11 protein-coding genes and 1 other annotated feature are annotated in these 12542 nt (G+C 36.7%); all 11 genes read left to right on the forward strand.

The window, feature by feature from the left end; all coding sequences use genetic code 11:
• Nucleotides 1-124: 124 nt before the first annotated feature.
• The 11 genes from H8718_RS07215 to H8718_RS07265 all read left to right on the forward strand — a co-directional run bounded on the left by H8718_RS07215 (nt 125) and on the right by H8718_RS07265 (nt 12518).
• Nucleotides 125-619 (forward strand): NADH-quinone oxidoreductase subunit NuoE family protein, encoded by a 495-nt coding sequence (locus tag H8718_RS07215; protein WP_177669578.1) that lies wholly within the window; start codon nt 125-127, stop codon nt 617-619.
• A 17-nt stretch (nt 620-636) separates the two neighbouring features.
• Complete coding sequence (locus H8718_RS07220) at nt 637-1035, forward strand: (2Fe-2S) ferredoxin domain-containing protein (protein WP_249332424.1); 399 nt, start codon at nt 637-639, stop codon at nt 1033-1035.
• 20 nt (nt 1036-1055) lie between these two features.
• On the forward strand, nt 1056-2843 hold the full coding sequence (gene nuoF / locus H8718_RS07225; protein WP_249332425.1) for an NADH-quinone oxidoreductase subunit NuoF: 1788 nt from the start codon (nt 1056-1058) through the stop codon (nt 2841-2843).
• 13 nt (nt 2844-2856) lie between these two features.
• Nucleotides 2857-4611 carry an NADH-dependent [FeFe] hydrogenase, group A6 gene (locus tag H8718_RS07230; RefSeq protein WP_249332426.1) on the forward strand — a complete coding sequence of 585 codons (1755 nt, stop codon included), beginning with the start codon at nt 2857-2859 and terminating at the stop codon, nt 4609-4611.
• Between the two features lie 127 nt (nt 4612-4738).
• Entirely contained in the window at nt 4739-5959 is a 1221-nt protein-coding gene (locus H8718_RS07235; protein ID WP_249332427.1) for a DUF1015 domain-containing protein, read from the forward strand.
• 94 nt (nt 5960-6053) lie between these two features.
• Nucleotides 6054-6266 (forward strand) — a binding site (T-box leader).
• Between the two features lie 49 nt (nt 6267-6315).
• Nucleotides 6316-6897: a M15 family metallopeptidase gene (locus tag H8718_RS07240; protein ID WP_249332428.1), complete on the forward strand. Its 582-nt coding sequence runs from the start codon at nt 6316-6318 to the stop codon at nt 6895-6897.
• A 12-nt stretch (nt 6898-6909) separates the two neighbouring features.
• Nucleotides 6910-9558, forward strand: a complete 2649-nt coding sequence (gene alaS, locus H8718_RS07245; RefSeq protein WP_249332429.1) for an alanine--tRNA ligase — start codon at nt 6910-6912, stop codon at nt 9556-9558.
• A gap of 133 nt (nt 9559-9691) precedes the next feature.
• Nucleotides 9692-9871 carry a 30S ribosomal protein S21 gene (gene rpsU, locus H8718_RS07250; protein ID WP_053985353.1) on the forward strand — a complete coding sequence of 60 codons (180 nt, stop codon included), beginning with the start codon at nt 9692-9694 and terminating at the stop codon, nt 9869-9871.
• A 132-nt stretch (nt 9872-10003) separates the two neighbouring features.
• Nucleotides 10004-10300: a YabP/YqfC family sporulation protein gene (locus H8718_RS07255; protein ID WP_249332430.1), complete on the forward strand. Its 297-nt coding sequence runs from the start codon at nt 10004-10006 to the stop codon at nt 10298-10300.
• 5 nt (nt 10301-10305) lie between these two features.
• A complete protein-coding gene (gene yqfD, locus H8718_RS07260) occupies nt 10306-11538 on the forward strand; it encodes a sporulation protein YqfD (protein WP_177669593.1) in 1233 nt (410 codons plus the stop codon).
• The gene (locus tag H8718_RS07265; protein ID WP_177669595.1) at nt 11538-12518 is read left to right on the forward strand and encodes a PhoH family protein; all 981 of its coding nucleotides are present in this window, start codon (nt 11538-11540) and stop codon (nt 12516-12518) included. The genes yqfD and H8718_RS07265 overlap by 1 nt, the downstream gene beginning before the upstream one ends.
• Nucleotides 12519-12542: the final 24 nt, after the last annotated feature.

The following is a 12542-nucleotide window of genomic DNA, read 5'->3' on the forward strand; positions in this document are numbered from 1 at the left end:
GTAAAGTGTAAAAGTGATGATGATACTACAAAAGCGTAGTATTTTCATAAATAAGTTATTGAAGATATTGGCTACTTATTCAATAAGTTAGCCAAAAGTAATAAAAGTGTGAGGAGGATAGGCTATGTCATGTGAAAGTTGCAAAAATGAGCTTGCAAGAGAAATGTATGCAGAACTCGAAAAATTTATTGATGAATTACCAGAAAAAAGGGGCGCTTTAATTTCAGTACTTCATAGAGCACAATCTATTTTTGGGTACCTTCCGAAGGAGGTCCAAGCATTCGTTGGTGAAAAGTTAAATATTTCAACAGCACAAGTTTATGGTGTCGTAAGTTTTTATTCCTTTTTTACAATGGAGCCAAAGGGGAAATATCCTATTTCTGTGTGTCTAGGAACAGCTTGTTATGTAAGAGGTGCAGATAAAGTATTAGAGGCTTTTAAAAATGAGCTTGGCATTGATGTAGGGCAGACTACTTCAGATGGTAAGTTTTCGCTTGATGCATTAAGGTGTGTAGGTGCATGTGGCCTTGCGCCAGTTGTACTTATTGGAGATAAAGTATATGGACGCATTAACTCAGCTGAACAGGTTAAAGAGATTATTAAAGAGTACCAAGATTAATTCAGGAGGGGAAAGCTATGACTAAAATTATGTCACTTGATCAGCTTAAAACACTAAGAGACAACGTAAAAAATAAAGTTGATCTAAGAGTAAAAGGTGAAAATGTTGAAAATATGGTAGTCGTTCGTGTTGCAATGGCAACTTGTGGGATTGCTTCAGGAGCAAGAGAAGTGATGAACTATTTAGCAGAGCTTATAAGAGATGAAGACATCGAAAATGTAGTCATTACACAAAGTGGCTGTATGGGGTACTGTTATGCAGAGCCAACAATTGAAGTTACACTTCCAGGGAAAGAGCCAGTTGTCTATGGAAATGTAGATAAAGCCAAAGCAAAAGAAATTTTAGAGAAACATATTCTTGGCGGCGAAATGGCAGATGGTATTATACCAGCTATTCATAAATCCCTTGATGAGTAAAGAAAGAAGGTGGCCTAAAAATGTCTAAATATACAATGCACGTTCTAGTATGTGGTGGTACAGGATGTATTTCTTCAAGATCTAAGGAAATTGTAGAAAATCTTAATTTACATATTAAAGAAGTAGGTATGGAAGACAGTGTACAGATACTTACAACAGGATGTTTTGGTTTTTGTGAAAAAGGACCGATTGTTAAAATTCTTCCAGATAATACGTTCTATGTACAGGTAAAACCAGAAGATGTAGAAGAAATTGTAAAAGAACATATTGTAAAAGGTAGAAAAGTTGAAAGACTTCTCTATGTGAATCCAACAACAAGTGATAGTGTATCAGATTCCAAGCATATGGAATTCTATAAAAAACAAATGCGTGTAGCACTCCGTAACTGTGGTTTTATCGATCCAGAAAATATTGAGGAATATATTGCAAGAGATGGCTACGGGGCACTTGGTAAAGTTCTTTCTATGACTCAGCAAGAAGTTATTGATGAAATGAAGAAGTCAGGTTTACGTGGACGTGGGGGCGGTGGATTCCCTACAGGGCTTAAATGGGAGTTTGCTTATAAAAACAAGAGTGATCAGAAATACGTTGTATGTAATGCGGATGAAGGGGACCCGGGTGCTTTCATGGATCGTTCTATTCTAGAAGGGGATCCGCACTCTATTGTAGAGGCTATGGCTATTTGTGGTTACGCTATAGGGGCAAATCGTGGGCTCGTTTACATTCGTGCAGAATATCCACTTGCTGTTAAACGTCTTGAAACAGCGATTTTAGCTGCACGTGAGTATGGTTTACTAGGTCATGATATTTTGGGTACAGGTTTTGACTTCGATATTGAAATTAAGTTTGGTGCGGGTGCTTTTGTATGTGGAGAAGAAACAGCGCTTATCCACTCTATGGAAGGTATGCGTGGTGAGCCAACAACCAAACCACCATTCCCAGCAGAGAGTGGTTATTGGGGTAAGCCTACTAATGTAAATAACGTTGAAACTTTCGCTAATGTACCTGTTGTTTTTCTTAAGGGAGCAGATTGGTTTAGTAAGATTGGTACAGAAAAATCTAAGGGTACAAAAGTATTTGCTTTAGCAGGTAAAATTAACAATGTAGGGCTTATTGAAGTACCAATGGGAATCACTTTGAGAGAAGTTATTTATGATATTGGTGGCGGTATTAAAGATGGTAAGAAGTTTAAAGCTGTTCAAACTGGAGGACCATCTGGTGGCTGCTTGACAGAAAAAGACTTAGATACACCTATAGATTTTGATAACCTTATTGCAAAAGGGTCTATGATGGGTTCAGGTGGTATGATTGTTATGGATGAAACAGACTGTATGCCAGCTGTTGCTAAGTTCTATTTAGAATTTACTGAAGAAGAATCTTGTGGTAAATGCACACCTTGCCGCGTAGGTACAAAGCGTTTACTTGAAATCTTAGAGAAGATTATAGCTGGTAACGGTACGATGGAAGATTTAGAGACTTTAAAAGAACTGAGCCAGGTGATTAAAGATACAGCACTTTGTGGACTTGGCCAAACAGCACCAAACCCTATTTTATCTACACTTGAAGCGTTTGAAGATGAATACATTGCCCATGTAAGAGATCATAAATGCCCTGCGGGTAAATGTACGGCATTACTTCAGTACAACATAACAGATAAATGTATAGGTTGTACAGCGTGTGCAAGAATTTGTCCAGTAAATGCAATTTCAGGTAGTCCAAAACAACAACATACAATTGACCAAACTAAATGTATTAAGTGTGGTGCTTGTATGACTAAATGCCGTTTTGGGGCTATTGTAAGAGAATAGGGGGGAGTTTAAGATGTCAGAACTTAAAATTACAATAGATGGCAAAGAAACCATGGTAAATCAAGGTGCAACTATTCTTGATGCTGCAAAACAAGTAGGTGTAGAAATTCCTACCCTTTGTTATCTTAATTTACATGGTACAGCAATGAAAAGTCAGACTGCATCTTGCAGAATTTGTGTTGTAGAAGTAGAAGGTAGAAAAAATCTGGCACCAGCATGTGCAACACCTGTTATAAATGGTATGGTGGTTAAGACACATACACCACGTGTTATGAAATCTAGACGCATGGTACTTGAACTTTTGCTCTCAGACCATCCAAAGGATTGCTTAAGCTGTGAAAAAGCTGGGAATTGCCAGCTGCAAGATATGGCTGTGAAGTTTGGTATCCGTGATGTAGCCTTTAATGAAAATCATGCACAATCTACTTATCCAAAACAATTAGGCGTATCGATTATGCGTGATATGGATAAATGTATTATGTGTCGTAGATGTGAGACAATGTGTAATAAAGTACAGACTGTAGGAGCTCTTTCAGGTGTAAATCGTGGATTTAATGCCTTTGTAGGCACAGCTTTTGGTCTGCCACTTGAAGAAACAGTATGTACACAATGTGGTCAATGTGTAGCTGTATGTCCAACGGGAGCACTTTGTGAAAATGAACAAGTAAGTGATGTACTAAGTGGACTTGCAAATCCAGACAAAGTTGTAGTAGTTCAAACTGCGCCAGCTGTTCGTGCTGCACTTGGGGAAGAGTTTGGGATGGAAGCAGGTACACTTGTAACAGGTAAGATGGTAGCAGCACTAAAAGAACTTGGTTTTAATTATGTATTTGATACAGACTTTGCGGCAGATGTGACCATTATGGAAGAAGGTGCAGAGCTGATTGACCGTTTAACACGTTCAATAAAAGGAGATAAGAGTGTACATCTTCCAATCCTTACAAGTTGCTGTCCTGCTTGGGTAAATTTCTATGAAACACAATTTAGTGATTTATTAGATTATCCATCTACGGCAAAATCTCCACAACAAATCTTTGGTGCTATTGCAAAATCCTATTTTGCAGAAAAAATGAATATTCCAAGAGAGAAAATGATAGTAGTTTCTATTATGCCATGTCTAGCTAAGAAGTATGAAGCAGATAGACCAGAGTTTGAGAAAGATGTAGATATTACACTTTCAACAAGAGAGCTTGCGGCACTTATTAAACAGGCTAATATTGATTTTAATAGCTTAGAAGAGGCTGAATTTGATCATCCATTAGGGGAGTCGACAGGTGCAGCTGTAATCTTCGGTACCACAGGTGGTGTTATTGAAGCAGCAGTACGTACAGCATATGAAAAAGTAACAGGAGAAAGTCTTGGTAAAGTAGATTTTGAAGAGCTAAGAGGATTTGATGGTGTACGTGCAGCTACTGTAAAAGTGGGAGACTTAGATCTAAAGATTGGTATTGCACATGGCCTTGGCAATGCAAGAACACTTATGGAAGAATTAAGAAACGGTAACCCAAGAGGTTTCCATGCTATTGAAGTGATGGCATGCCCAGGAGGATGTGTTGGCGGTGGTGGCCAGCCTTATCATCATGGCAATATTGAAGTGGTACAAAAACGCCGTGAGGCACTTTATAGGGAAGATGAGCATAAACCACTACGTAAGTCTCATGAAAACCCAGCAGTAATTGAAATGTATGACACTTATTTTGGACATCCAATGAGTCATAAGGCACATGAACTGCTACATACACATTATACAAAGAAAGATAGAATTTAAAAAAAGGAGTAAGGCAATCTAAATGCCTTACTCCTTTTTAGTATGACTTTTTACTTGAAAGAAAAATAAGACATAATTTAGGGTTCTTCTTAATAAAACTAAATAAGATAGAAAGGAGGGATATGGGATGATTTCTATTAAGCCTTTTAGGGCTTACAGACCCCGAATAGATTATGCAATGCAGGTTGTAGCCTTACCTTATGACGTAATAAGTGAAGAAGAAGCAAGAAGAATTGGAGAAAGTAATCCCTATTCTTTTTTGCATATAGATAAACCAGAAGTTTTTTATAAAGGACAAGAGCTGAAGCAATATGAGTATGCTAGAAACATTTTGGAAGAGCTTATAGAGGTAGGTATACTGATACAGGAAGAGAGTCCTTGCCTATATATCTATGGGCTTATTACATCTTCAAGTAGCCAATATGGCATTGTAGGATGTCTAAGCTGTAGGGAGTATGATGAAGGCAAAATCAAAAGACATGAGAAGACTAGAGAGGATAAAGAGCAAGATAGGTTTTTGCATATTGAAGAGTGTCAGGCGCATACAGGGCCTATTTTCTTAGCATGTAAAGAAGAAGCACAGCTTAAAGCTTTTATAGAAAGGTATAGGCTAGATCATAAACCTCTTTATGATTTTGAACATGAGGGAGTAAGGCAATTGGTATACTGTATAGAGAATCCGCATGAACAAGCTGAAGTAATAGCCTGTTTTAATAAAATGAAGAATTTATATGTAGCAGATGGACATCATAGATTAGCTGCTGCAGCAAGTTATGCAAGAGTAAGAAGAAAAGAGGTATTTAAGGAAGAAGGAGAATATGAAGACTTTCTAGGTGTTATATTTCCAAAATCTGATTTAAACATTATAGATTATAATCGTGTGATTCAAGATGAGAGTGAATTGAGTGAAGAGGCACTGATGAATGCCATAGAAAAACAATTTAATATTACCCAGATGAAAGAGCAGATATACCATCCACCTAGGCCCCATCATATAGGGATGAGATATAAGGGAAGTTGGTATAATCTGAGACTTAAGAATAATCAGATTAATGAAAAGGACCCTGTAGCAAGGCTAGATACAGCTATTTTACAAGATTTAATTTTAGAGCCTATTTTTCATATTAAGAATCCAAGGATAGATAAAAGAATAGACTTTATAGGAGGTATCAAAGGGATAAAGGAGCTTAATAGGCGTACAGATGAAGATATGGATATTGCTTTTGCACTTTATCCGACTACTATGGATGAGCTTATACAGGTAGCTGATGCTAATAGACTTATGCCACCTAAGTCCACCTGGTTTGAACCTAAGCTTAGAAGCGGCTTATTTATTCATAGGTTTTAAAGGAGACATGCATTGACAAAAATGCCTTTATTTCTTATAATCAGTATCATAATACGCATATGAGAAGCTGTACTAAGTATATATATAGAATAAGTGAAATGCGAAGATAAGGAATAGTATATAAATAAGGGTTTTCAGAGAGGAAAGTGGTGGTGAGAGCTTTCTAATGCCTGTTTATAGAAGCAGCCTTTGAGCATGCATCTTGAACCATAAGTAGGGATGTACGGGTAACTACGTTACAAGTTGAAGAGGGATACTCTATGTAGAGTATAACTAGGGTGGTACCGCGAGAAACCTCGTCCCTAATTTGGGATGGGGTTTTTTATTTTGCCTTGAAATCAAAAAGAGGTGATTCTATGTATAAACTTAGTATAGTCAATGAAGATAGACCTTTAGATGCTTTATATATTCCAGAGTCTTTAGTTTGTGAGCCGGTCATGCATATTTGGCTTGTCAAAGAGGTTTATGAAGCTTTTTATGAGATGAATAGAGCTTTGCAAAGAGAAGGCCTGCCATCTATTTATGGACGCAGGGGTTACTTATGCTTTGCTTATCAAAAAAAGCTTTTTCAAAATGAAGTTCAAAAAAATATAAGGCAGGGGCTTAAGGCAGAACTTGCTTATGAAAAAGCAAGAAGAACGCTTATGCCACCAGGATGCAGTGAGCATCAGTTAGGGCTTTGTATTGACATTGCACTTCATCATATGCAACAAGATAATAGTATTTCTATATATGAAGAAAGTCCACAGTTCCATTGGATGAGGGAATATGCCACATCTTATGGATTCATACTTAGGTACCCTAAAGATAAGATGTTCTATACAAAGTTTTCTTATAGACCGTGGCACTATCGTTACGTAGGTATAGGGCATGCTAAAAAAATGGCTAAGCTAGGACTTTGTCTTGAAGAGTATTATGAAGCTTTTTATAAAGAATAAGGAGGATTACTTATGAAAAACTACGGTTTAAATGAACTAAGAGAAATGTATTTAAGCTTTTTTGAGTCAAAAGGACACTTACGTAAAAAAAGTTTCCCGCTTGTACCTCAAAATGACAACAGTTTATTATTAATCAATGCGGGGATGGCACCACTTAAGCCTTACTTTACAGGTCAAGAAGTACCACCAAAGACACGTATGACAACTTGTCAAAAATGTATTCGTACAGGTGATATCGAAAATATCGGCAAAACAGCACGTCACGGTACATTCTTTGAAATGTTAGGGAACTTCTCATTTGGGGATTACTTCAAAGAAGAAGCAATTAGCTGGGCATGGGAGTTTGTAACAAAAGTACTTGAACTTCCTGAAGACCGTCTTTATGTATCTGTTTATGAAGAGGATCAGCCAACAGCTGAAATTTGGCATGAAAAAATGGGCGTTCCAAGAGACCACATTGTATTCATGGGCAAAGAAGATAACTTCTGGGAAGTAGGCGTAACAGGTCCATGTGGCCCATGTTCAGAAATCTACTTTGATAGAGGTCCAGAGTTTGGTTGTGATTCCCCAACTTGTGCGGTAGGGTGTGACTGTGACCGTTACTTAGAATTTTGGAACTTAGTATTTACACAATTTGATAGACAAGAAGATGGTACTTACCTTCCACTTCCAAAACCAAATATTGATACAGGTATGGGTCTTGAAAGACTTGCAGCTATGATGCAAGGTGTAACATCTATCTTTGATGTAGATACAGTTAAAGCAATCCGTGATCATGTATGTGAACTTGCAGGTGTAGAATACGGTCAATCTCAAAAAACAGATATGTCTATCCGTGTTATTACAGATCATATCCGTTCAGCAACATTCATGGCATCTGACGGGGTACTTCCATCAAATGAAGGCCGCGGCTATGTTATGAGAAGACTTATTAGACGTGCAGTAAGACATGGTAAACTTTTAGGTATTGAAGGCTTATTCTTAAAAGAACTTGTTAAAACAGTAGTAGATAACTCAAAACATGAGTATACAGAGCTTGAAGATAAATTCGACTACATTGTAAAACTTCTTACAGTAGAAGAAGAAAACTTCAACAAAACAATTGAACAAGGACTTAACATCTTAACAACTTATATTGAAGAACTTGAAGCAAAAGGTGAAAAAGTATTAGATGGTGTAGCTTGTTTCAAACTTTATGACACTTATGGTTTCCCTATCGATTTAACACGTGAGATTTTAGAAGAAAAAGGTCTTGCAATTGATGAGGAAGCTTTCAAAGATGAAATGGAAAAACAAAAACAACGTGGTCGTGATGCACGTGGTGAAACAAACTACATGGGTAGTGATGAAACAGTATTCCACAAATTAGATACAAACTTATCAACACAGTTCGTTGGCTATCATACACTAGAAGTAGAGTCTACTATTGATGCACTCACAACAGAAACAGAAATTATTGAAGAAGCAAAAGAAGGCATGGACGTGTATATTGTATCAAAAGCAACACCATTCTATGCTGAAAGTGGCGGTCAAGCTGGTGACGTAGGAACGATTACAACAGCTACAGGTACAGTAGAAGTAACAAATACAACAAAAGCTGTGGGTGGTAAATTTGTACACCATGGTAAAGTAGTAGTAGGTACGGTGAAGCAAGGTGAAACAGCTACATTTAAAGTAAACAGTGTAGTACGTCTTGATTCTGCACGTAACCATAGTGCAACACACCTTCTTCAAAAAGCGCTTCGTGAAGTAGTAGGTGGACACGTAGAACAAGCTGGTTCTAATGTAACAAAAGATCGTTTAAGATTTGACTATACACACTTTGAAGCTTTATCAGCAGAGCAAATCGAACGTGTAGAAGCTATCGTAAATGAAAAAATCTTATCTGCTTTAGATATTACAACAATGGAAACTTCTATTGATGAAGCAAGAAAAATGGGTGCTATGGCACTCTTTGGTGAAAAATACGGTGAAGTTGTACGTGTGGTAGACATGGGTCATTACTCAGTAGAGCTTTGTGGTGGTACACATCTTATTAATACAGCTCAAATTGGTACATTTAAAATTGTTTCTGAATCAGGTGTTGCTTCAGGTGTAAGACGTATTGAAGCAGTTACAGGTCGTGGTGCAATCCATTATTACCAAGAAATTGAAAAAGAATTAAATGAAGTTGCTAAACTTGTTAAAGCTAAAAAAGATGGTATTACTAAAAAAGTTGAGCATTTAATGGCTGAAAGCAAAGAGCTTCAAAAAGAAAATGATAAACTTAAAGCAGAAATGGCGAAAGCTGAAGCAGAAAATATTTTTGATCAGGTACAAGAAATTGCAGGACTTAAAGTATTAGTAGCAGCACTTCCAAATATGGATATGAATGCTCTTCGTAATATGGGAGATACATTCAAAGACAAATTAGGTGAAGGTGTAGTTGTACTTGCAAGTAGCCAAGATGAAAAAGTAAGCTTAGTAGCAATGGCTACAAATGATGCAGTAAGCGCTGGTATCCACTGTGGTAATATTATTAAAGCATCTGCTCCTGTCGTACAAGGAGGCGGTGGTGGTCGCCCTAATATGGCACAAGCTGGAGGTAAAGATGCATCAAAAATGAATGAAGCATTACAAACAGCAACAGATATCATTAAAGAACAATTAAAGAACAATTAAAGAAATAGCTAAAAGTTGCTAAGAACCTATTGACGTAATATAAGATGTCAATTATAATTTAGGGTAGTGCTTTAATCTTTTCTCCGTACAAATGCATAAAGCACGATACTGCAGCCCGGAGGGAGGGAAAGAAATGTCAGAGGTTACTGTTCGCGAAAATGAATCTTTAGATAGCGCTCTTCGTCGTTTTAAAAGAAATTGTGCTAAAGCAGGTATCATGCAAGAAATTCGTAAAAGAGAACATTACGAAAAACCAAGTGTGAAACGTAAAAAGAAATCAGAAGCAGCACGCAAAAAAAATAGACAATACTAATTAGTATAAATAGTGAGTGCTATAGTCAACACATATTGGCTAATGAAATCCTAGAAGCTAGATAGCTTCTAGGATTTTTTGTTATACTTGTCCTGCCCTATGCATAATATAGAAATAAGGGGGGAATCAGTCATGAAGAAGGAAAAATCAGACAAGAAGAAAGAATGGATACTTGATATGATGGAAAGCTTTGAAATTCCTAAAGAAACCGTGCTGGATGTACCTATTATTTCTTTAGTTGGAGATAGAGAAATTGTCATTGAGAATTTTATAAGTATCGTAGAGTATGGAGATGAAGTCATTAGATTAAAAACGCAGTGCGGAGAATTTACAATAGAAGGCAAGAACTTAGAGGCACGTAGTATGGATAGTGAGCATATCCAAATCAAGGGGAAAATCCAAGCTTTAAGCTTTGGGAATAGGGGGTGAGCCATTTGTTTTTATCTTTATGGAATTATTTAAAAGGTTATGTTATAGTAGAAGTAAGTGGCTACACTTTAGAAAAATTTATGAATTTAGCAATACGCCATCAGAATACTTTTTGGAATATTAAACGTAAAGATGGTAAAATCTATTTAAGTACTACTATTGAAGGCTTCAAGCGTTTGAAGCCTTATGCCAAGAAGGCACGGTGTCGTATGAGAATTGTAGAAAAAAGGGGTCTTCCTTTTTTGACATTTAGATATCGTAAACGTGTCATGTTTAGTGTAGGTGTCTTTTTGTTTATAGGTTGTATTTACCTGCTAAGCTCATTTGTATGGCTTGTAGAAGTGCAAGGCTGTGAGAGGCTTAATGAAACAGAGGTTATAGAGACATTAGAAGAAAGTGGTTACAAAGCAGGAAGGCTTAAAGCAAGACTGAATTTACGAGAGGCCGAGCAAAAACTCATTAATACATACCCGGACATTATTTGGACTGGGATTAAGTTTGAAGGAACAAAGTTGGTTGTAGAGATTTCAGAATCTGTTCCTAAACCAACTATACATACAGAAAATGCACCTTGTCACCTTGTTGCTAAAAATGATGGACTTATTACTTATATTGCGACAGATAAAGGAATGCCTGGCGTGAAAAAAGGAGATACTGTGAAAAAGGGAGATATTTTAGTCTCAGGCAGTATGCAGCTAGGTGATGAAGGAGGTTCCCTTTATTTAACACATGCAAAGGCAACCGTTAAGGCAAAGACAGGCTATGCGCTAGAAGCAAGTATGCCTCTTGAAACAGTTCAAAAGGTTTATACCAATCGTGTCAGTACAAAGTGTGATTTAAGGCTTTTTGATTTAAGAATTCCTTTTTTAAGGAGTCATACAAAAGAGCAGTATGACGATTATGATGAAGTGATAACGGTTAAACAGTTTAAGCTTACAGATCAGTTTCCATTACCATTCTATTATGAAAAAGAGCAGAAAGTAGAGTATACACCGTATAAACAGCCTATTGATGAAGAAAGTGCTAAAGAAAAACTTTATGGAACACTTTATGACGCTTTGCTTAAAAAGTTAGGTGATGAGGCTCAGGTGATTTACCATGAAGTTGTTTATAGTAAAGATGATAATAAGCTGGTTGCAAAGCTTCAGGCTATTGTAGAAGAAGATATTAGTGAAGCTCTTTATTTAACACCTCAAGAGATGATGCCACAAAGTGAAGTAGAAGGAGAAAACGAATAATGGGTTTAGACGAAAAGAAAATACAAATTCCAACATGTTATATAGCAGGAATCTTTGGAAAGTTTGATGAACATATTAAACTTCTAGAAAAACTTTTTCATATCAAAGTAGTCCTTCGAGATGAAGATATTAAAATATCTGGAGAACCTGCGCATATCGATTTAGCCATTAGAACTTTCAAAGAGCTTCTAAGTGCAGCTGAAAAAGGAGAAGTTATAGATACACAGATGGTAGAATATACCGTTGACCTTATTAAGAAAAACAAAGAAAAAGAATTCTCTATGGCCACACAAGACCTTATTACAATGACTGCAGCTGGAAAACCTTTAAAAGCTAAGACATTAGGTCAAAAACAATATATAGACAGTATTAGAAAGAATATGGTAGTATTTGGGATAGGTCCTGCTGGAACAGGAAAAACGTATCTGGCTATGGCTATGGCTGTAAATGCTTTTAGAAAGAATGAAGTAAGTAAAATTATTTTAACGAGACCGGCTATAGAAGCTGGAGAAAAGCTAGGTTTCTTACCAGGAGACCTTCAAAGTAAGGTGGATCCTTATTTAAGACCTTTATATGATGCGTTGTTTGAGATTATGGGTGCTGAGCAGTTTGAAAAGAATATGGAAAAAGGACTTATTGAAGTTGCCCCACTTGCTTATATGAGAGGGCGTACACTTAACAATGCTTTTGTTGTCCTTGATGAAGCGCAAAATACAACACCACCACAGATGAAGATGTTCTTAACAAGACTTGGATTTAACTGTAAAGCCATTATTACTGGAGACTTAACACAAATAGACTTACAAGCAGATCAAAAAAGTGGTTTAAAAGAAGCAGCTAAGATTTTATCTCATGTGGAAGGTATTGGATTTAGTTATTTAAATCGTAATGATGTTGTAAGACATCCATTGGTTCAAAAAATTGTAGATGCTTATGATGAGTATGAAAAAGTACATGAGAAACCAAAAAATAACCGCTAAACTTTAGCGGTATTTTTTGCAGAA

Source organism: Zhenhengia yiwuensis, assembly GCF_014384995.1.
GTDB classification, from domain to species: Bacteria; Bacillota; Clostridia; order Lachnospirales; family Cellulosilyticaceae; genus Zhenhengia; species Zhenhengia yiwuensis.

Excerpts from the sequence above, each read along its gene's own strand:
- H8718_RS07215 (WP_177669578.1), top strand. The coding sequence starts at position 125 with ATGTCATGTGAAAGTTGCAAAAATGAGCTTGCAAGAGAAATGTATGCA.
- H8718_RS07220 (WP_249332424.1), top strand. The coding sequence starts at position 637 with ATGACTAAAATTATGTCACTTGATCAGCTTAAAACACTAAGAGACAAC.
- nuoF (WP_249332425.1), top strand. The coding sequence starts at position 1,056 with ATGTCTAAATATACAATGCACGTTCTAGTATGTGGTGGTACAGGATGT.
- H8718_RS07230 (WP_249332426.1), top strand. The coding sequence starts at position 2,857 with ATGTCAGAACTTAAAATTACAATAGATGGCAAAGAAACCATGGTAAAT.
- H8718_RS07235 (WP_249332427.1), top strand. The coding sequence starts at position 4,739 with ATGATTTCTATTAAGCCTTTTAGGGCTTACAGACCCCGAATAGATTAT.
- H8718_RS07240 (WP_249332428.1), top strand. The coding sequence starts at position 6,316 with ATGTATAAACTTAGTATAGTCAATGAAGATAGACCTTTAGATGCTTTA.
- alaS (WP_249332429.1), top strand. The coding sequence starts at position 6,910 with ATGAAAAACTACGGTTTAAATGAACTAAGAGAAATGTATTTAAGCTTT.
- rpsU (WP_053985353.1), top strand. The coding sequence starts at position 9,692 with ATGTCAGAGGTTACTGTTCGCGAAAATGAATCTTTAGATAGCGCTCTT.
- H8718_RS07255 (WP_249332430.1), top strand. The coding sequence starts at position 10,004 with ATGAAGAAGGAAAAATCAGACAAGAAGAAAGAATGGATACTTGATATG.
- H8718_RS07265 (WP_177669595.1), top strand. The coding sequence starts at position 11,538 with ATGGGTTTAGACGAAAAGAAAATACAAATTCCAACATGTTATATAGCA.